The 20,251-nt window shown below is 52.6% G+C and carries 18 protein-coding genes, 2 tRNA genes and 1 rRNA gene; 9 read left to right on the top strand and 12 right to left on the bottom strand.

Going from position 1 to position 20,251, the window contains the following annotated elements:
• Nucleotides 1-113: 113 nt before the first annotated feature.
• Complete coding sequence (ilvC, locus tag C2U53_RS10070) at nucleotides 114-1,589, bottom strand: ketol-acid reductoisomerase (protein WP_042998781.1); 1,476 nt, start codon at nucleotides 1,587-1,589, stop codon at nucleotides 114-116.
• Between the two features lie 158 nt (nucleotides 1,590-1,747).
• Between ilvC and ilvY the strand changes: the two genes are divergently transcribed.
• The 7 genes from ilvY to C2U53_RS10035 all read left to right on the top strand — a co-directional run bounded on the left by ilvY (nucleotide 1,748) and on the right by C2U53_RS10035 (nucleotide 10,019).
• Nucleotides 1,748-2,650 (top strand): HTH-type transcriptional activator IlvY, encoded by a 903-nt coding sequence (ilvY, locus tag C2U53_RS10065; RefSeq protein WP_042998780.1) that lies wholly within the window; start codon nucleotides 1,748-1,750, stop codon nucleotides 2,648-2,650.
• A gap of 132 nt (nucleotides 2,651-2,782) precedes the next feature.
• Nucleotides 2,783-3,976: an enoyl-ACP reductase FabV gene (gene fabV / locus C2U53_RS10060; protein ID WP_042998779.1), complete on the top strand. Its 1,194-nt coding sequence runs from the start codon at nucleotides 2,783-2,785 to the stop codon at nucleotides 3,974-3,976.
• 726 nt (nucleotides 3,977-4,702) lie between these two features.
• Entirely contained in the window at nucleotides 4,703-5,992 is a 1,290-nt protein-coding gene (locus C2U53_RS10055) for a glycosyltransferase family 2 protein (protein ID WP_082195305.1), read from the top strand.
• Nucleotides 5,989-6,678, top strand: a complete 690-nt coding sequence (locus C2U53_RS10050; RefSeq protein WP_044267336.1) for a methyltransferase domain-containing protein — start codon at nucleotides 5,989-5,991, stop codon at nucleotides 6,676-6,678. The genes C2U53_RS10055 and C2U53_RS10050 overlap by 4 nt, the downstream gene beginning before the upstream one ends.
• The gene (locus tag C2U53_RS10045) at nucleotides 6,675-7,067 is read left to right on the top strand and encodes a GtrA family protein (protein ID WP_042998777.1); all 393 of its coding nucleotides are present in this window, start codon (nucleotides 6,675-6,677) and stop codon (nucleotides 7,065-7,067) included. The genes C2U53_RS10050 and C2U53_RS10045 overlap by 4 nt, the downstream gene beginning before the upstream one ends.
• A gap of 95 nt (nucleotides 7,068-7,162) precedes the next feature.
• Entirely contained in the window at nucleotides 7,163-8,317 is a 1,155-nt protein-coding gene (locus tag C2U53_RS10040; RefSeq protein ID WP_104445865.1) for a glycosyltransferase family 4 protein, read from the top strand.
• Nucleotides 8,298-10,019: a hypothetical protein gene (locus tag C2U53_RS10035; protein ID WP_042998775.1), complete on the top strand. Its 1,722-nt coding sequence runs from the start codon at nucleotides 8,298-8,300 to the stop codon at nucleotides 10,017-10,019. Before C2U53_RS10040 ends, C2U53_RS10035 begins: the two co-directional genes overlap by 20 nt.
• Nucleotides 10,020-10,073: 54 nt before the next feature.
• Here the strand turns inward: C2U53_RS10035 and ilvA are convergent, their stop codons facing one another.
• From ilvA to ilvL, 7 genes are all read right to left on the bottom strand, one after another.
• The gene (gene ilvA, locus C2U53_RS10030; RefSeq protein WP_043001785.1) at nucleotides 10,074-11,618 is read right to left on the bottom strand and encodes a threonine ammonia-lyase, biosynthetic; all 1,545 of its coding nucleotides are present in this window, start codon (nucleotides 11,616-11,618) and stop codon (nucleotides 10,074-10,076) included.
• A 2-nt stretch (nucleotides 11,619-11,620) separates the two neighbouring features.
• On the bottom strand, nucleotides 11,621-13,471 hold the full coding sequence (ilvD, locus tag C2U53_RS10025; protein ID WP_042998774.1) for a dihydroxy-acid dehydratase: 1,851 nt from the start codon (nucleotides 13,469-13,471) through the stop codon (nucleotides 11,621-11,623).
• 61 nt (nucleotides 13,472-13,532) lie between these two features.
• Entirely contained in the window at nucleotides 13,533-14,462 is a 930-nt protein-coding gene (gene ilvE, locus C2U53_RS10020) for a branched-chain-amino-acid transaminase (protein ID WP_042998773.1), read from the bottom strand.
• 18 nt (nucleotides 14,463-14,480) lie between these two features.
• Nucleotides 14,481-14,744, bottom strand: a complete 264-nt coding sequence (gene ilvM, locus C2U53_RS10015) for an acetolactate synthase 2 small subunit (protein ID WP_042326055.1) — start codon at nucleotides 14,742-14,744, stop codon at nucleotides 14,481-14,483.
• A complete protein-coding gene (ilvG, locus tag C2U53_RS10010) occupies nucleotides 14,741-16,387 on the bottom strand; it encodes an acetolactate synthase 2 catalytic subunit (protein WP_044258256.1) in 1,647 nt (548 codons plus the stop codon). Before ilvG ends, ilvM begins: the two co-directional genes overlap by 4 nt.
• Nucleotides 16,388-16,389: 2 nt before the next feature.
• Nucleotides 16,390-16,440 (bottom strand): peptide IlvX, encoded by a 51-nt coding sequence (gene ilvX / locus C2U53_RS30095; RefSeq protein WP_193762813.1) that lies wholly within the window; start codon nucleotides 16,438-16,440, stop codon nucleotides 16,390-16,392.
• A gap of 86 nt (nucleotides 16,441-16,526) precedes the next feature.
• Nucleotides 16,527-16,625 (bottom strand): ilv operon leader peptide, encoded by a 99-nt coding sequence (gene ilvL, locus C2U53_RS10005; protein ID WP_001311244.1) that lies wholly within the window; start codon nucleotides 16,623-16,625, stop codon nucleotides 16,527-16,529.
• 352 nt (nucleotides 16,626-16,977) lie between these two features.
• On the opposite strand from ilvL, the gene C2U53_RS09995 reads away from it, so the two are divergent.
• Nucleotides 16,978-18,498 carry a YifB family Mg chelatase-like AAA ATPase gene (locus C2U53_RS09995; RefSeq protein ID WP_104445864.1) on the top strand — a complete coding sequence of 507 codons (1,521 nt, stop codon included), beginning with the start codon at nucleotides 16,978-16,980 and terminating at the stop codon, nucleotides 18,496-18,498.
• Nucleotides 18,499-18,524: 26 nt separating this feature from the next.
• Here C2U53_RS09995 and maoP read toward each other — a convergent pair whose 3' ends face one another.
• Entirely contained in the window at nucleotides 18,525-18,863 is a 339-nt protein-coding gene (gene maoP, locus C2U53_RS09990) for a macrodomain Ori organization protein MaoP (RefSeq protein ID WP_042326051.1), read from the bottom strand.
• A gap of 118 nt (nucleotides 18,864-18,981) precedes the next feature.
• Between maoP and hdfR the strand changes: the two genes are divergently transcribed.
• The gene (gene hdfR, locus C2U53_RS09985) at nucleotides 18,982-19,815 is read left to right on the top strand and encodes an HTH-type transcriptional regulator HdfR (RefSeq protein WP_042998770.1); all 834 of its coding nucleotides are present in this window, start codon (nucleotides 18,982-18,984) and stop codon (nucleotides 19,813-19,815) included.
• 104 nt (nucleotides 19,816-19,919) lie between these two features.
• Here hdfR and C2U53_RS09980 read toward each other — a convergent pair.
• The 3 genes from C2U53_RS09980 to rrf all read right to left on the bottom strand — a co-directional run bounded on the left by C2U53_RS09980 (nucleotide 19,920) and on the right by rrf (nucleotide 20,250).
• Nucleotides 19,920-19,995 (bottom strand) — tRNA-Trp (locus C2U53_RS09980).
• 8 nt (nucleotides 19,996-20,003) lie between these two features.
• A tRNA-Asp gene (locus C2U53_RS09975) sits at nucleotides 20,004-20,080 on the bottom strand.
• Between the two features lie 54 nt (nucleotides 20,081-20,134).
• A 5S ribosomal RNA gene (gene rrf / locus C2U53_RS09970) occupies nucleotides 20,135-20,250 on the bottom strand.
• Between the last annotated feature and the right edge of the window lies 1 nt (nucleotide 20,251).

Genomic DNA, 20,251 nt, shown 5'->3' with positions numbered 1-20,251 from the left:
CAGAGCGTTCAGACTCTGGGCTTTTTTTGCCGGATGGCACGATGCTTATCCGGCCTACGGCTTTGCACTTTTGTAGGTCGGGTCAGGCGTAGCCGCCACCCGACAATGTCGGTTTAACCCGCAACGGCAATGCGCTTCATATCGGTCATATAACCACGCAGTTTCTGGCCGACTTTCTCGATAGCATGGCTGCGAATCGCGTCATTTACATCGCGTAACTGAGCGTTATCCACTGCGCCTTCAGCAATCGCTTTACCCAGGTCGCCGGTCTGCAGCGTGGCCATGAACTCTTTCAGCAGCGGTACGCAGGCATAAGAGAACAGGTAGTTACCGTATTCTGCGGTATCAGAGATCACCACGTTCATTTCGTACAGACGCTTACGCGCAATGGTGTTGGCGATCAGCGGCAGCTCGTGCAGGGATTCGTAGTACGCGGACTCTTCGATGATGCCGGAATCCACCATGGTTTCAAACGCCAGCTCAACGCCCGCTTTTACCATCGCGATCATCAGTACGCCTTTATCGAAGTACTCCTGCTCGCCGATTTTGCCTTCATACTGCGGCGCGGTTTCGAACGCGGTTTTACCAGTCTCTTCACGCCATGTCAGCAGTTTCTTATCGTCGTTAGCCCAGTCAGCCATCATGCCGGAAGAGAACTCACCGGAAATGATGTCGTCCATGTGTTTCTGGAACAGCGGCGCCATAATTTCTTTCAGCTGTTCGGACAGCGCGTAAGCACGCAGTTTTGCCGGATTGGACAGACGGTCCATCATCAGCGTGATACCGCCCTGCTTCAGCGCTTCAGTGATCGTTTCCCAGCCGAACTGAATCAGTTTCTCGGCATATGCCGGGTCAGTCCCTTCTTCCACCAGCTTATCGAAGCACAGCAGAGAACCAGCCTGCAGCATACCGCACAGTATGGTCTGCTCGCCCATCAGGTCGGATTTCACTTCCGCCACGAAGGAAGATTCCAGCACGCCCGCACGGTGACCGCCGGTCGCTGCAGCCCAGGCTTTAGCAATCGCCATGCCTTCGCCTTTCGGATCGTTTTCCGGGTGAACCGCGATCAGCGTCGGCACACCGAAACCACGTTTGTACTCTTCACGCACTTCGGTACCCGGGCACTTCGGTGCCACCATCACGACGGTGATGTCTTTACGGATCTGCTCGCCCACTTCAACGATGTTGAAGCCGTGAGAGTAACCCAGCGCCGCGCCGTCTTTCATCAGCGGTTGTACGGAACGCACTACGTCAGAGTGCTGTTTGTCTGGCGTCAGGTTAACCACCAAATCCGCCTGCGGGATCAGCTCTTCATACGTGCCGACTTTGAAGCCGTTTTCTGTCGCTTTACGCCAGGATGCGCGCTTCTCAGCAATCGCCTCTTTACGCAGGGCGTAGGAGATATCCAGACCGGAATCACGCATGTTCAGGCCCTGGTTCAGACCCTGCGCGCCACAGCCGACAATGACCACTTTTTTACCCTGAAGGTAGCTCGCGCCATCGGCGAACTCATCGCGGCCCATAAAGCGACATTTACCCAGCTGTGCCAGCTGCTGGCGCAGGTTCAGTGTATTAAAGTAGTTAGCCATGGTGGTGTACTCCGTGATGTTGTGTTGTGGTGCTTATTATTCGGTTCGCTGTTCAGCGAGAATGACTCCACAGTACAACAGGAAATTTATTGCGGAAATTGATATATTCACAACGTCACATTGCAATAACTGCAACGTAAAAATTAAGAGGTTCGCCGGTGGATTTACGCGATCTGAAAATGTTCCTGCATCTGGCGGAAAGCCGCCACTTTGGCCGCAGCGCGCGGGCGATGCACGTCAGTCCTTCTACGCTATCACGGCAGATCCAGCGCCTTGAGGAAGACCTCGGGCAGCCGTTGTTTGTCCGCGATAATCGCACGGTCACGCTGACCGAAGCGGGTGAAGAGCTGCGAACGTTTGCCCAGCAGACGCTGTTGCAGTATCAGCAACTGCGCCACACCCTCGATCAGCAAGGTCCGTCGCTATCGGGCGAACTGCATATTTTCTGCTCGGTGACCGCCGCCTACAGCCATCTGCCGCCAATCCTCGATCGCTTTCGCGCTGAGCATCCCTCAGTAGAAATTAAACTCACCACCGGCGACGCCGCCGATGCCATGGAAAAGGTGGTGACCGGCGAAGCGGATCTGGCGATTGCCGGTAAGCCTGAAACGCTGCCGGGCGCGGTGGCGTTTTCGATGCTGGAAAATCTGGCGGTGGTACTCATTGCCCCGGCGCTGCCCTGCCCGGTACGCAATCAGGTTTCGGTGGAGAAACCCGACTGGTCTACGGTGCCATTCATCATGGCCGATCAGGGGCCTGTGCGCCGCCGCATTGAACTGTGGTTTCGTCGCCATAAAATCAGCAACCCGCAGATTTACGCCACCGTGGGGGGTCACGAAGCGATGGTGTCGATGGTCGCACTCGGCTGTGGCGTGGCGTTGCTGCCCGAAGTGGTGCTGGAAAACAGCCCCGAACCGGTGCGCAATCGCGTCATGATTTTAGAGCGTAGCGACGAGAAAACTCCGTTCGAACTGGGCGTCTGCGCGCCGAAAAAACGGCTGCATGAGCCGCTTATTGATGCGTTCTGGAAAATTGTGCTGGAGCGCAAAATTGCCGAGTAGTATCAGCGTCAGGTCTAAAATCAGAGGTAGATTCAGTTTTGCGGAATCTTTTCTGTATAATGACCCGCCATAATACACAGACGGTGTCATTGCCCCTATGACAGCGAAACACAAACTAAATTAGCCATCATTATGATAATCAAGCCAAAAATCCGTGGATTCATCTGTACAACGACCCATCCGACTGGCTGTAAAGTCAATGTGGAAAAGCAGATCGAGTACGTTAAACAAAACGGGAAAATCGAAAACGGTCCTTCCCGCGTGCTGGTCATCGGTGCTTCAACCGGCTATGGACTGGCATCAAGAATCTCCGCAGCGTTTGGCAGCGGAGCCGCCACTATCGGCGTATTTTTCGAAAAACCGGGTACCGAATCTAAACCAGGTTCAGCAGGCTGGTATAACGCCGCGGCTTTCGATGAAGCTGCAAAGCGGGAAGGTCTGTATTCCAAAAGCATTAACGGTGATGCGTTCTCCGACGAATGTCGTGATGAAGTCATCAAGCTCATCAAAGAAGACCTGGGTCAAATTGATTTAGTCGTTTATTCACTCGCTTCCCCGGTTCGTAAAATGCCGAAAACGGGTGAAGTTGTCCGTTCGGCGCTGAAACCTATTGGTGAGGTTTACACCTCTAAAGCGATTGATACCAATAAGGATCAGATCACGACGGCCAGCATTGAGCCCGCAACGGAAGAAGAAGTTCAGAACACCGTGACCGTAATGGGCGGAGAAGACTGGGAGCTGTGGATAGATGCCCTGCGCCAGGCCAATGTGCTGGCCGACGGCGTGAAAACCGTTGCTTATTCTTACATCGGTACCGACCTGACGTGGCCAATCTATTGGCATGGCGCGCTGGGCAAAGCGAAAGAAGACCTTGACCGTGCGGCAGGTGCGCTGCGTAATCAACTGTCTTCAATCAATGGCACAGCCAACGTTGCGGTCCTGAAATCGGTAGTCACACAGGCTTCTTCAGCCATTCCAGTAATGCCGCTGTATATCTCTATGGTCTTCAAACTGATGAAAGAACAAGGGATTCATGAAGGATGCATTGAGCAGATTAACCGTCTGATGACCACCAGCCTGTACGGTGACAAGGCTGCGCTTGATGACCACCAGCGTATCCGCATGGATGACTGGGAACTGCGTGAAGATATTCAGCAGGCATGCCGGGATCTGTGGCCGCTGATCACCACCGAAAACCTGGCGCAAGAAACCGATTATGCAGGCTACAAGCTGGAATTTCTTAACCTGTTCGGTTTTGGCCTCGACGAAGTCGATTACGAGGCTGATGTGAACCCCGAAGTCGAATTTGATGTGGTGACTCTGTAATTTGCTGATGTAAGAGCAAAAACAGACGTCTGATCAAGTCCTGGCTGAAAAGTCAGGACTTTAACTAATCAGAGCAGTGCCGCCCTGCGTAAAGAATATTCCCTACCGCAATCTATGAAACCTTCCCCTTGTTAAGCCGTTCCCAAAAACAGAACAAGTAGTCTGTGATGCTTGAGAGACGGCGTTGTGGCGATAACATTGGGTGAAAGGCGTCGGCACTTGCTACACGAAAATATATTTATGTGTAATGCCTGACGCACAGAGTAAATCATCACCTTATAGATATTAATAAATAACGAATAAACTGTTACTATTTTTCATGCCATAAACCAGTAGACTTAATAACGACAACTCCTGTACGATGCAATCTGATGTTAGATATATATAACGCAAATTAAGTTGTGAATTAACTTAACGCATATTATCCACACAGGGTATATTAACTAGCACCCATTCATATTCCAAATCATTCAGAATATGAATTAAATTGAAGTTGCCATTAGATATATAGAGCCTATCCCAATAGGTGTACTTTTACAGTCATGTTGCAACACGGGTGGCACGGCACAAAAGGTTCATAGCCGGAATACGTGAGGAGGACTCGCTTCACACGCCTTTCAGGCTGCTCTGATGGTCGTTCAAACGCCTGCCCAGGTTCAGAATGCCAAATGTAATAGCCCATTGGGATAGACTCTTAATCCTGCTCATGGATCGGAGCTTACTATTATGCATTCAACGCATTTTCATCGATTTGGTTATTCAGATAATTTATTAACTCCCGCCAACTATATTTCTCGACAGGTTGCCTTCTCCCCTGTTGAGATACCGGCGGCAGAGCCCGCGCCCCTGGTTTCGGCAATCATTCCATGCCTGAATGAAGAACTTACGCTTGCTATCTGTATTAAGAAAGTAACAGAAGCGTTTACTCGCCTGGGTATTCAAGGTGAAATTATCATCGGTGATAATGGCTCAACAGACCAATCCGTTGAAATTGCAAAATCACTGGGTGCCCGAGTTATTCATCAGTCCGTCAAAGGTTATGGCGCAGCAATAAGCGCGGCTGCCAGTGCGGCAAAAGGTAAATATCTCATTATGGCTGATGCCGATGACTCCTATGACTGGAGCCAGCTAGATATTTTCGTCGATGCACTGGAAAGCGGTGCAGACTTTGTTATGGGTAATCGATTTGCTGGAGGAATTGAACCAGGGGCAATGCCTCCTCTGCATCGCTATCTGGGAAATCCACTGCTTTCCGGCATAGCCAGGCTGCTTTACCACTCACCCATTCGCGATTTCCACTGTGGGATGCGGGCCTTTACCCGCGAAGCATTTCAAAAAATGGCCACTCGTTCTACCGGTATGGAATTTGCCTCTGAAATGATCATTAACGCGCACCGCGCAAGACTCATCATTCATGAAGTGCCTATCAAGCTCTATCCGGACAAACGCAACCGCCCTCCTCATTTACGTTCATTTCGTGACGGCTGGAGACATCTGCGTCTTCTCATCGCTCATGCCCCAGACAGGCTCTATTTGATCCCTGGCTTTACGCTACTACTGCTCGGAGCTATCGGCCTTGCGCTACTTGCCGCAGGCCCCATAGAAATCAACGGTTACTATTTTGGTATCCATTTCGTTGCCCTGGCGACAATGTCGACGCTTATTGGTCTTATCGCGGTCCTGTTAGGCGTGCTAGCGAAGGTCGCCATCGCCATTAACCACCCGATTGCGGAAAGCCGGGTTATCCCCTGGCTCATGCGCTCGCACCCTCTCGAGTGGCTGGTATTCAGCGGATCTGTGCTTGCCATAGCCGGTTTTTTTGCCGACCTCCTCCTTGCTTTTCACTGGATATTTACCCGTGGCTCAATGGAACAGTCGGTACACATTGTTTTTGCCATCAGCACAGCCTGCATCGCTGGAGTGCTGATGGTCCTGGCCGGATTCGTACTACAGCTCCTGCTGGACAGCCTGAACCGGCATGATTCAGATACCTCACCGCAAGGACCCGGAGTATGAAAAGAAACAGGGCCACCCCTCGAATTTGGCACACTGACTGGCTGTTGTTACGTGCACTGGCGAGACGATTACGCGAGCAAGCAGAACGTCACATTCAGCCAAATACCTTCATGATCGACTTTGGCTGCGGCGATTCCCCCTATGCTGAAATGATGCGTCAGTTGAATATTAACTATTGTGGTGCCGATCTTGATGACAGCGGTACACTCAAAATTGACCCACAGGGACGTATCCCTTTAGCTGATGGTGCCGCAGGAGCCATACTTTCCGTCCAGGTACTGGAACACGTCAGAGATCTTGATGCGTATTGCGCTGAAATTCGGCGTTTGTTAAATGATGATGGTCTCTTGTTACTCTCCACGCACGGAACCTGGCTCTATCATCCTCATCCGGAAGATCACCGCCGCTGGACCCGCACCGGTCTCATATCCGATCTTACCGATCGCGGGTTTGTGGTTGAAGAAGTCGACGCTCTGGTTGGCCCATTGGCTACAACCACCATTATTCGCCTGACAGGTTTTGCGTTTTTCATCCGTCGGCTCCCCCTCATCGGCGGCGTTCTAGCCTCAGGTCTGGCCGTCATGATGAATCTGCGCGCCATGTTCGAAGATTATGTCACGCCGGCGCAAGTACGGCATGACAACGCCTGCGTATTTTTACTTCGTGCCCGGAAAGCACCCCGATGAAAATTCGCACCTCTTTTACTTATCTCTGCATTTCTGGCTGCTGTTTCCTGGGACATAATGCCATCATGATCGTGGCGGAAAGTTTATGCGTTGCGCTCTGGTTAGCGATCCTGTTGTCTTTCGCCATCATCGCTACCGTCGGTTATATCCTGCACAGCTTATTCACGTTTAAACAGCCGCTTTCATTTGCTGGCTTTGGCCGTTATACCATCAGCATGTTGTTGAATATCCCTCTTGCCTTTGTCAGCACCTGGATTTGGTATCACTGGCTGGAATTTCCGATGACCATCGCTGCGCCGCTTGCTTCGCTCTGCATGCTCGTGCTGAATTTTCTCCTTAGCCGTTGGGCTATCAGCACGTCAGGTCGCAGTAAAGCCATACAAATATGATTAACGTTCCCCTTAATCCGCACTATCAACAGAAGACGGTATCACACCATCTCGTGGTTTATCCCCATTCGATGCGTCTGGTGAGGGTCTAGCCAGTGAATATCTTGACGATCAGCCATTTCTACGAGGCACACGGCGGGGGTATTGAACGCGTTGCCGGGCATTTGTGCCGCCAGTTCGCACACCTGGGAGCGACACCGTATTGGGCAGCCAGCGCCAGCGATACGTTACCTACCGGTAATCTCAACATTATCGCGTTACGCTGCGTCGATCCGTTGGAGAAACTCACCGGTCTGCCAATGCCGTTACCTGGCCCTACAGCCATTTGCGCACTTAGCGACGCCGTCCGGCGTAGCGACGTGGTGGTGATTCACGATGTGCTCTATGCCACATCAATCCTTGGTATGATGATGGCCAAACTCCACGCGAAGCCCGTCATTCTGATTCAACATATTGCCGCCATTCCTTTCAGATCACCCGTACTGCGTCTGCTTATGCGGCTGGCTAATTTGGTCGTAACACGCCCGATGTTATGGGCCGCCGATGCCAGGGTATTTATTAGCGATACTGTCCGCCACGACCTGCTTGGGACCCCTGCGCGTTATCCGTATAAATTGCTGTTTAACGGGGTTGATAGCACCATTTTCTATCCCTCCGTGACTTCAGTATCCAGTCAAACTCCGCTGGCAAGATACAACCTCCCGCCTTGTGCCCGGCGCATACTATTCGTGGGTCGTTATGTTGAAAAGAAAGGGTTGTCGATACTGCACGCTCTGGCAATAACCAGACCGGAATGCCAGTTTTTACTGGCCGGAAACGGCCCACTTCGCCCCGCAGAATGGGGATTGAGCAACGTTTACGATCTTGGCGTTCAGGCCCCCCGCGCACTGGCAGAGCTTTATCGCTGTGCGGATGTTCTTCTGTTACCGGCCGTCGGAGAAGGTTATCCCCTTGTTATCCAGGAGGCAATGGCTTGTGGATTACCCGTCATCTGTGGTAGCCCGGCTCACAGAGCCGATCCCGTAGCGGCAAGCTGGATACATGGTGTGAACATAGACCTCAACGAGCCACAACGTTCGGCACAGTTCTGCTCTGTCGCAATAGATAACTGCGTGCTCTCCCTCCACGAACGTGAGGCCATGATTTGTTATGCCAGAGAACATTATAGCTGGCGAAAAATGGCGCAGGAAATCATGGAGTTGGTGCTAAATGGAGATGGAGATAAAGCCAATGGCAAAGCCAGAAGATAATAAAATGGATACCTCCGGCACGCTTTTTATTGGCGCCTGCCCGCGCAGGTTAACGCTCCTCCTTAGTGTGAGTATTGCCATTAAAGTTACGCTTATTTTCGTTTTTGCCTGGCATATTCTCTTGATCATGGATGAGTTTGCCCAACTTGGCTACGCCAAGTATTTTGCTAATGGACTATTCGACACGATTCACCCCCCTAAGGCCGTAGGGTTTGCGGTGTTTTATAAACTGGCTCACCTGATTGGCTGGGATGCGGTTTCGATCATTCTCGTCGCGCGGATGCAGACGGCACTCCTCGCTTGTGGAACCCTGCTGCTGGTCTATGCCTGCGCGCGTGCGCTGGGCGAGCAGCGCTTACGGGCGCTTTTTATTATTCTCGTTTTACTCTGTTTTACGAATTTTATGGAGCGCATCTTCCGCACCCGTTCAGAGCCCCTGGCGCTGTTTTTCGCCCTGGCCGCCGTGCTGGTAATTCTGCGCGGCCATACGCTCAACGCAAGAAAGATTTTTATCGCCGGTATCCTGAGCGGACTGGCGTTTTTAGTTACCCAAAAATCAGCGTTCTTCAATCTGGCGCTTGGGCTTGGATTGGTGATTGACGCTACGCTGCGCAAACATTTCATCGATGCTATCGTTCGCGGCTTTTACTTAACCGCCGGTTGGTTACTTCCTGCAATTGCCTATTGCTTTATATTTGGCGGCAGCGACCCGTTACGTATCGCTGAAGGTTTGATCTTCGGTCCGGTAGAAGTGGCGGTATACAGCAGCGAAGCCTATAACGGGATTCGCGTATATGTCTTGCAAACCCTTTTAGACAATACGCTTCTCTATCTGCTCTGTTTTAGCGGCATGATAATGGCATTAAAGCGCTGGAAAACCTTGAATGAAAAAACGCGCATCGCCCTGATTTTTTCATTCGTCATTACCACGTTAGTTTTCACTCATAACCAGCCCTGGCCCTATGTGTTTATTATGGCGCTACCGTTTATATCGCTCTGGTCCCTCGTCCCGCTAGATAGCCTTCTCGCCCAAAACCGCAGGCCAGCCACGAGATTATTTATCCTGGCGGTGACAACAGTAACCCTGGTTTCAAGCTACTGTCTCAATCTCAGCTACCTGAAAATTAACAATGTGCAACAACTTGAACTGGTTACCAGAGCAGAAGCACTGCTCAAACCTGACGAAAAGTATTTTGATGGTATAGGGATGCTGCCCAACAGGCTGGAGCCGACGACGCTATGGCTCGATGCCTGGTATGTTTTAAAGACACGGCGAGAAGGTAAACATTCCGAAGCCTGGCAAGTGCTGACTCAGTCCCCCCCGAAAGTCATTATATGGTCCTACCGGTTGAGTAATATCTATTCTGCTATCGCAGAAGCCATCGACAACAGCTACGTCAAGGTCGCGCCAAATATAAGATTGGCGGGGCGACAACTACACATTGGCCGTCAGGAGGAATTTAACGTACCGCTGTCCGGAAGATATCAGTTGTACAGTGAAACCGGCACCCCCATATCAGCACAAATAAACGTGGAAGGGATCACACTCGCCCCGCCGGTTACTTTGTCGGCAGGCGCTAAAACTATCACCTTACTTAATGGTCCGGAGAAGGCGCTATTGTTGCCGGAAGGAAATTATGATGGGTTGTTCAAAGACGGAGATGATAACAATAAACTGTTTGCCCATACGTATTACCGTTGAGCTTACAAAAAAACAGGAGATAACCCGGTCAGGTCATCTCCTGTTAAGCCGCGGTTAGCCTGCAAGAAAAAAGCGGAATGCCGGGTTATGCGTTTCGTCGTGACACTCATAGCCCAGTTCTTGCAAACGCGTTTCGAAATCCGGTTCGTGATCGCCCAGTTCAAACGCGGCCAGTACGCGGCCATAGTCCGTGCCGTGGCTGCGGTAATGGAACAACGAGATATTCCAGTGGGTCCCCAGCGTATGCAAGAACTTGAGCAGCGCGCCGGGTGATTCCGGAAATTCGAAGCTGAATAAACGTTCCTGTAGCGGTTTCGATGGACGACCGCCAACCATGTAGCGTACGTGCAGCTTCGCCATTTCGTCGTCAGAGAGGTCAACCACGCTGTAGCCACCGTCGCGCAACAGATTCAGGATCTCCGTGCGTTCTTCCATCCCCCTGCTCAACCGGACACCGACGAAAATGCAGGCGTTCTTATCATCGGCAAAGCGATAGTTAAATTCAGTGACTGAGCGACCACCCAGCAGTTGGCAAAACTTCAGGAAGCTGCCTTTTTCTTCCGGAATGGTCACTGCCAGCAGCGCCTCACGCTGTTCGCCCAGCTCGCAACGCTCGGAAACGTAGCGCAGACCGTGGAAATTGACGTTAGCGCCGGAAAGGATATGCGCCAGACGTTCGCCGCGGATATTGTGCTGAGCGACGTACTTTTTCATTCCCGCCAGCGCCAGCGCGCCGGAAGGCTCTGCGACTGCGCGAACATCTTCGAACAGGTCTTTCATCGCCGCACATATCGCGTCGCTATCCACGGTGATGATGTCGTCGAGATATTCCTGACACAGACGGAAGGTTTCATCGCCAATGCGTTTTACCGCGACACCTTCGGCGAACAGGCCAACGCGTGGGAGATCGACCGGATGGCCCGCATCCAGCGCCGCTTTCAGACAGGCGGAGTCTTCCGCCTCCACCGCAATCACTTTGATTTGCGGCATCAATTGCTTAATCAGTACCGCCACGCCCGCCGCCAGACCGCCGCCGCCGACCGGTACAAATACACGATCAAGATGCGCATCCTGCTGCAGCAGTTCCAGCGCCAGCGTCCCCTGACCGGCAATCACCATCGGATGATCGAATGGCGGAACCCAGGTAAAACCCTGTTGCTGCGACAGTTCAATCGCTTTCGCTTTCGCTTCATCAAAGTTTGCGCCATGCAGCAGCACTTCGCCGCCAAACCCGCGAACGGCATCGACTTTGATATCGGCCGTCGCAACAGGCATCACGATCAGCGCCTTCACGCCCAGACGAGCGGAGGAAAACGCCACGCCCTGGGCATGGTTGCCTGCAGAAGCGGTGATCACCCCGTGAGCTTTTTGCGCCTCGGTCAGCCCTGCCATCATCGCGTAAGCGCCTCGAAGCTTGAAGCTGTGAACGGGCTGCCGGTCTTCGCGCTTCACGAGGATCACGTTATCAAGGCGCGATGAGAGCTTTTCCATTTTTTGTAGCGGCGTCACCTGCGCCGCTTCGTATACCGGCGCGCGGAGCACCGCACGCAGATATTCTGCCCCTTCCGGGGCTGCTGACAGAGGTTGTGATTCGGCCATCATCAGCCTCCCAGTTTCGATTTATCGCGGACCGCGCCTTTATCGGCGCTGGTCGCCAGGCTGGCATAGGCGCGCAGCGCAAACGACACCTGACGCTGACGATTTTTCGGAGTCCACGCTTTGTCGCCGCGTGCTTCCTGAGCTTCACGACGCGCAGCAATTTCCGCATCGCTCAGTTGCAGTTGAATGCCACGGTTTGGAATATCGATAGCAATCATGTCACCGTCTTCAATGATCGCGATATTGCCGCCGCTGGCCGCTTCCGGTGAAACGTGACCAATGGAGAGGCCAGAGGTGCCGCCAGAGAAACGACCGTCGGTAACCAGTGCGCACGCTTTGCCGAGGCCCATCGACTTGAGGAAGGTGGTCGGGTAAAGCATTTCCTGCATCCCCGGTCCGCCTTTCGGCCCTTCGTAGCGGATCACGACCACATCGCCTGCCACCACTTTGCCGCCGAGGATCGCGTCAACCGCCTCATCCTGGCTTTCATACACTTTGGCCGGGCCAGTGAACTTCAGAATACTGTCATCCACGCCGGCGGTTTTGACGATGCAGCCATTTTCCGCGAAGTTTCCGTAAAGTACCGCCAGACCACCATCTTTGCTGTAGGCATGTTCCAGCGAACGGATACAACCTTCAGCGCGATCGTCATCCAGCGAGTCCCAGCGGCAATCCTGCGAGAACGCTTCTGTAGTACGAATACCCGCAGGGCCTGCGCGGAACATCTGCTTCACGGCGTCATCTTGCGTCACCGTAATGTCATACTGCTCAAGGGTTTGCGGCAACGTCAACCCCAGCACGTTCTTCACGTCCCGGTTCAACAGGCCCGCACGATCCAGCTCGCCCAGAATCCCCAGCACCCCGCCCGCACGGTGAACATCTTCCATATGGTATTTCTGCGTACTCGGCGCCACTTTGCACAGCTGCGGCACTTTACGGGAAAGTTTGTCGATATCACTCATTGTGAAATCGATCTCCGCTTCCTGCGCCGCCGCCAGTAAGTGCAGAACGGTATTGGTGGAACCGCCCATCGCGATATCCAGCGTCATGGCGTTCTCAAACGCTGCCTTGCTGGCTATGCTGCGCGGCAGCGCGGAGGCGTCATCCTGCTCGTAGTAACGTTTAGTCAGCTCAACAATGCGTTTACCGGCATTGAGGAACAACTGTTTACGGTCGGCGTGAGTCGCCAACAGCGAACCGTTACCCGGCTGTGACAGGCCCAACGCTTCGGTCAGACAGTTCATCGAGTTCGCGGTAAACATCCCGGAACAGGAGCCACAGGTCGGACAGGCGGAACGTTCAACCTGATTACTCTGATCGTCAGAGACTTTCGGGTCCGCGCCCTGGATCATGGCATCGACCAGATCGAGCTTGATGATTTTATCAGACAGCTTGGTTTTCCCGGCTTCCATCGGACCGCCGGAAACGAAGATCACCGGAATGTTCAGACGCAGGGAAGCCATCAGCATCCCTGGGGTGATTTTGTCGCAGTTGGAGATACAGACCATTGCATCGGCACAATGGGCGTTCACCATGTACTCCACCGAATCTGCGATCAGCTCGCGCGATGGCAGTGAATAAAGCATGCCCCCATGACCCATAGCGATACCATCATCCACGGCAATGGTATTGAACTCTTTCGCCACGCCGCCGGACGCTTCAATCTGTTCAGCGACCAGTTTACCGAGATCGCGCAGGTGCACGTGTCCTGGCACAAACTGGGTGAATGAGTTCACGACGGCAATGATCGGTTTGCCAAAATCGGCATCCGTCATTCCGGTTGCGCGCCACAGCGCGCGGGCTCCTGCCATATTGCGGCCATGAGTGGTGGTAGCGGAACGGTACTTAGGCATGCGTTATTTACTCCTGGTGTCTGTAAAACGGGACGGTGCGTGCCGTCCCATTTATCTTTAATTATGAATTTACCTGATCCAACCAGCCCCATTTGTCCTCGGTTTCGCCGGTGAACAGGCCGAAGAACGCTTGCTGGATGCGTTTGGTGACTGGACCACAGCGGCCTTCGCCCACCTGAATGCCGTCAACGCTGCGAACCGGGGTGATTTCCGCCGCGGTACCAGACATGAAGACTTCATCCGCCAGATACAGGGATTCGCGGGACAGAACCTGCTCGCGCACTTCAATACCCAGTTCTTTCGCCAGTTTAATGATGGCGTCACGGGTGATCCCCGGCAACGCGGAAGAGGTAAACGGCGGGGTAAACAGCACACCGTCTTTCACTTCAAACAGGTTTTCACCGGCGCCTTCGGAGATGTAACCATTCACATCCAGCGCAATACCTTCCTGATAGCCATGACGACGCGCTTCGCTACCCACCAGAAGTGACGAAAGGTAGTTACCGCCCGCTTTTGCGGCGGTCGGGATAGTGTTAGGTGCGGCACGGTTCCACGAGGAAACCATTGCATCGATCCCTTGTTCCAGCGCTTCAGCGCCCAGGTACGCGCCCCACGGGAACGCAGCGATAATGACGTCGGTGGTGTATCCCGGAGGCGGGTTCACGCCCATGCCTACATCGCCAACAAACACCAGCGGGCGAATATAAGCGCTGGTCAGGTTGTTTTTACGGATCACCTCACGGCAGGCTTCCATCAACTCATCCACGCTCTGAGAGACCGGGAAACGATAAATTTTGGCTGAGTCATGCAGGCGTTGCATATGTTCACGATGACGGAACACCACCGGGCCTTTGTGCGAGTCATAGCAACGGATGCCTTCAAAGACAGACGTACCGTAGTGCAGCGCGTGGGACATCACGTGAACTTTCGCGTCTTCCCAACGAACCATCTCGCCATTGAACCAAATGTAATCAGCTTTTTTCGTCGTCATTTCTTCTTCCTGTCACGCTTACGCGCGGATTTGTTGTGATGTTGTTGTGCTCTGGCAGATGGCAACATGTGCCACATCCACCAGCTTACTTAACTGACTAAACAGTAAGTCGACCGACCGTGGACTGGCAACGGTCAATTCGATATTTATATTCTGCGCGTCACGGGCGGCTTCCATATTCATGGCACATACCTGAAAACCACGGTGGCGTACCACACGTAAAACACGTTCCAGCGTTTCCGGGTTAAAGCGAGCCTCTACGGCGACCTGATGTTGCATCATGATAATTTCTCCAGCATTTCAGCGTTGCTGGCGCCAGGCGGCACCAGTGGCCAGACATTCTCAAGTTCGTCGATTGAGACATGAAGCAGGTATGGCCCGTCGCTGTTCAGCAGGGTATCGAGCGCCGCTTCAACCTGGTCTTTTCGGGTGATGTGTTGGCCAGGGATGCCGAAGGCGCTGGCTAACGTGAGGAAATCGGGGTTATCGGTTAAGGTGGTTTCGCTATATCGTTCCTGGAAAAACAGCTGCTGCCATTGTCGAACCATACCTAACCGTTGGTTATCCAGTAAAACTATCTTCAACGGTAACTGCTTACGTTTTACGGTGCCCAGCTCCTGAACATTCATCATGAAGGAGCCATCACCGGAGATACAGATAACGGTGTCGTCCGGTCGCGCAACCTGCGCCCCAACGGCAGCCGGTAAACCAAAGCCCATTGTGCCTAAGCCGCTGGAGGTGATGAAATTCTCCGGGCGACTGTAGGTCATATGTTGTGCAGACCACATCTGATGCTGACCGACATCCGTCGTTACAACACAGTTGGCAGGCTTACGCTCCGACAGCTGTTTCAGCAGCAGCGGCGCGTAGATGGCCTCCCCTGGATGATCGTAGCGCCAGGTGTGGTCAGTACGCAGTTCCGCATTACGCTGACGCCATTCATCGATGTCGACCGGTTGTTGCAGCGCAGGCAGCAGTGCATTCAAATCGCCCTGCAAGGTGACATGCGCCCGGCGCAGTTTGTTCAGTTCAGCCGGATCGATATCCATGTGGATAACACTGGCATGGGGCGCGAAAGTATCCAGTTTGCCGGTCACCCGGTCATCAAAACGTGCACCTACGGCAATCAACAAATCACATTCCTGCACGGCAAAATTCGCGGCTTTGGTGCCATGCATACCCAGCATCCCCAGATAGTAGGGATAATCCGCCTCAACAGCCCCCAGGCCTTTCAGCGTGCAGGTCACCGGCATTTGCGTTACCGCAATAAACTCACGCAGCGCCGGAACCGCCTGCGCCATCCCTACGCCTCCTCCCACATACAGCATCGGTTTTTGCGCCTGAGCCAGCATGTTACGCGCCTGCTCTACGTCAGCCTGAGGGAAAACTGCCGCGTTATCGACGGTCGTGAAATACGGTTCCAGCGCCCCGGTGGCTAACTGGATATCTTTCGGGATATCAACCAGAACCGGACCCGGACGACCCGTGTTAGCGACCTCAAACGCCTCCGCCATGATGCGTGGCAGCTCTTCCAGAGACTGCACCAGGAAACTGTGCTTGGTGCAGGCCAACGACAACCCCAGTACATCCACTTCCTGAAACGCATCAGTGCCGATGAACGGCGCAGCAACCTGTCCGGTGATCGCGACAACAGGGACCGAATCTAACAGCGCATCTGCAAGTCCGGTGATCAGGTTGGTTGCCCCCGGACCAGAAGTAGCGATGCAGACCCCCGTTTTACCGGTGGAACGGGCATAGCCAATGGCTGCGATCGCGGCCCCCTGTTCGTGTCGGCACAGCAGGTGTTCCACGCCACCGTCGTACAACGCATCGTAGACCGGCATAATTGCGCCACCGGGATAGCCGAATACGGTGTCGACCCCCTGTGCACGCAACGCATGTACCACCCACTGTGCTCCATTCATAGTTAGTTCCCCGTCATAAATCTGAAGAAACAGAATTTTATGCTGTTATTCATTTTCTGCTCCTCTGTTGTGTTTTTAAGGTCAAAAAAAACCCCCGGACCTTTCGGTGCGGGGGTCTTAGTTCGTTAAGGCTTGATTTTTAAGCCTTTCCTCGTCCAAGTGCAGCCCCGCACGGTGGGATAATAATCACCACCACGCTAATCACGACCAGGCTAATCACTCGTAGAAGGGCTGTCATTTTTGTCTTTTCTGGCATCTTGTTCGAAGGAATGCCTAAAGAGTTACCATAGATTTCGCCAATAGCACAAGATTTTTTTCTTTTCATTTTTCTGACTCAGCTAACGGATTAACGAAAAGCCCTTGTTTTATATACAAAAACCAGGAATTGAAAAAAATTCACTATCTGGACGGAAGTAAACCCCTTTTTCATAACGTCGCAGGAGAGGAAAACGGATTGCGAGCGCCCTTCCAGAAAAAGAGAAGACGTAAACTAATTGCATTAAAAGTGCGGAATCTTCTGCGAATAAACATTATTTAGCAGTGATCTTGCACAGAGGAAATTAGACATAATAGTGGCATCTGGAGGGACTATGTCACTGTCAATTGTTCATACACGCGCTGCGCTGGGTGTCAATGCACCGGCGATTACTATCGAAGTGCATATCAGCAACGGTTTACCCGGTTTAACACTGGTGGGGTTACCAGAAACGACCGTCAAAGAGGCGCGCGACCGGGTACGCAGCGCGATCATTAATAGCGGATATGACTTTCCCGCAAAGAAAATCACCATCAATCTCGCCCCTGCCGATCTTCCCAAAGAGGGCGGGAGATATGATTTACCTATTGCTGTGGCGCTTCTGGTTGCCTCTGAGCAGCTTACAACCCATAAACTCGACCAATATGAGTTAGTGGGTGAATTAGCGCTTACAGGTGCGTTACGCGGCGTTCCCGGCGCCATATCCAGCGCAACCGAGGCGATACGGGTGGGAAGGGGCATTATCGTGGCAAAAGAGAACGAAAACGAAGTCGGGCTGATTGAGGGTGAAGGATGTCTGGTTGCCGATCATCTACAAGCTGTCTGTGCCTTCCTGGAAGGAAAACATGACCTTAGCCATCCTGTTGTTAACAACGACACTATCAGTGTGTCATCTGATGATCTCAGCGATATTATTGGTCAGGAGCAAGGGAAGCGCAGCCTTGAGATCACCGCCGCAGGTGGCCACAATCTGCTATTAGTTGGCCCACCGGGTACGGGGAAAACGATGCTTGCCAGCCGTCTTAATGGCCTGTTGCCGGCATTAAGTAACGAAGAAGCCCTGGAAAGCGCCGCTATCCTCAGTCTGGTTAACTCGACTAGCGTGCAAAAGTTATGGAAACAACGACCTTTTCGCTCACCACACCACAGCGCATCCCTGACCGCCATGGTTGGTGGCGGAACTATCCCCGCACCAGGCGAAATTTCTTTGGCACACAACGGCATACTGTTTCTTGATGAGCTGCCTGAGTTTGAACGACGCACATTAGATGCTCTACGTGAACCGATAGAGTCTGGTCAGATCCACCTTTCGCGTACGCGCGCTAAGATCACCTATCCTGCGCGCTTTCAATTGGTAGCGGCAATGAATCCCAGTCCCACCGGTCATTATCAGGGCAACCATAACCGCAATACACCTGAACAGACATTACGCTATCTCAGTCGGCTATCGGGCCCCTTTCTGGACCGCTTTGATCTTTCTCTTGAGATCCCTCTCCCACCGCCAGGCATACTCAGCCAGCCCGGTGTAAAGGGAGAAAACAGCTTTACGGTTAAACAGCGGGTCATTGGTGCGCGGGAACGTCAGCATAAACGCCAGGGCAAATTGAATGCACACCTGCAAAACAGGGAGATACGTGAACACTGCCCATTAGCAGATGAAGACGCGCAGTGGCTTGAAGAGACCCTCCTCCATCTTGGATTGTCTATACGCGCCTGGCAGCGGTTATTAAAGGTATCGAGGACTATTGCCGATCTCGCGCAAGCCGAACACATTTCACGAAGACACTTGCAGGAAGCGGTCAGTTACCGGGCGATAGATCGTCTGCTTGCTCACCTGCAGAAACAACTGACATAAAAAAAGGGCCTTCGCCCTTTTTTTTATTAGTCATCAGACTCTGTGTAGTCCTCAGCACCTTCCATCTGCGGTTTACCGCCGGACAGGGTATGGAAACGTTTTGGACGCTTGATACGCGTCATATATTTGGACCAGACGCGTTCCGCTTCGGTCACTGGCTCACGTTCACCACGACATACCGCAACAAAGAGCTTCTCTTCTTCGGTAACCGGCTCGCGTTTTCCGAGATCCAGCTCGTTGAAGGCATAACCGTGACGTTCAAGCAGTTGCGCCTCTTTGATGGTGAAATCACCATGACGAGAGAATCCGCGTGGATAATATTTGTTGTCGAAATATCGATTAGTCGTCGTAAAGCTTTCCGCCATCCTGCACGCTCCTAATTCTTTGGCCGATCTATTTATGGCGCGGAGTATTAGTTACGCTTGACAGAGTGTAAAACAAAACATTTAAATCATAACGACAAATAATTTTGCGGAGAGCACTGTGGATACGGAATTGTTAAAAACTTTCCTGGAAGTTAGCCGAACGCGCCACTTTGGCCGGGCTGCGGAAGCGCTCTACCTGACTCAGTCGGCGGTAAGCTTTCGCATCAGACAGTTGGAAAATCAACTGGGTGTGAATCTTTTTACCCGCCACAGAAATAATATCCGTTTAACGGCGGCCGGCGAGAAGCTTCTGCCCTATGCGGAAACGCTAATGAATACTTGGCAGGCAGCACGTAAAGAGGTCGCCCATACATCCAGACATAATGAATTTTCAATCGGTGCCAGCGCCTCTCTGTGGGAGTGCATGCTCAACGGCTGGTTGGGACGCTTGTATCAGTCACAAGAGCCCCAGAACGGCCTGCAATTCGAAGCCCGTATTGCGCAGCGCCAGTCCCTGGTAAAACAGTTGCATGAACGTCAGCTTGATCTGCTTATCACCACAGAAGCCCCAAAAATGGATGAATTTAGCAGTCAATTACTGGGGTATTTCACCCTGGCGTTATATTGCGCCAGCCCCTCAACGATGAAAGAGGCTCTGAATTATCTGCGCCTGGAGTGGGGGCCAGACTTTCAACAAAACGAAGTGGGATTGATTGCTGCCGATGAAGTCCCGGTACTCACCACCAGTTCTGCTGAACTGGCCAGACAGCAACTTCATGCTCTGAACGGCTGCACATGGTTACCCACACGTTGGGCAAAAGAGAAAGGAGGTTTGCATACTGTTGCAGACAGCGCAACGCTTTCGCGTCCGTTATACGCTATTTGGCTGCAAAATAGTGATAAACATGTACTGATCAAAGATCTTCTAAAGATAGATGTACTGGGAGAATAAGCAGAAATGAGATTGGCAAGGATGCCAGAAAAGGAAGAGATCGGTATCTGGAGGCGCGTTTTACAGACAAAAAAAATCCTTAGCAGATGCTAAGGATTATTTTCTGGCAGGGGCGGAGAGACTCGAACTCCCAACACCCGGTTTTGGAGACCGGTGCTCTACCAATTGAACTACGCCCCTAATTAGGGTGGCGGAACGGACGGGACTCGAACCCGCGACCCCCTGCGTGACAGGCAGGTATTCTAACCAACTGAACTACCGCTCCACCGAATTTTTCTACAACCACTGATTTTTACATCAGTTTACTGCTTAATTTGATGCCTGGCAGTTCCCTACTCTCGCATGGGGAGACCCCACACTACCATCGGCGCTACGGCGTTTCACTTCTGAGTTCGGCATGGGGTCAGGTGGGACCACCGCGCTACAGCCGCCAGGC

Source organism: Citrobacter sp. CFNIH10 (genome assembly GCF_002934585.1).
In the GTDB taxonomy this organism is placed as follows: domain Bacteria; phylum Pseudomonadota; class Gammaproteobacteria; order Enterobacterales; family Enterobacteriaceae; genus Citrobacter_A; species Citrobacter_A amalonaticus.
The sequence above is the reverse complement of the archived record's forward strand: the minus strand, read 5'-3'. Positions and strand labels throughout refer to the sequence as shown.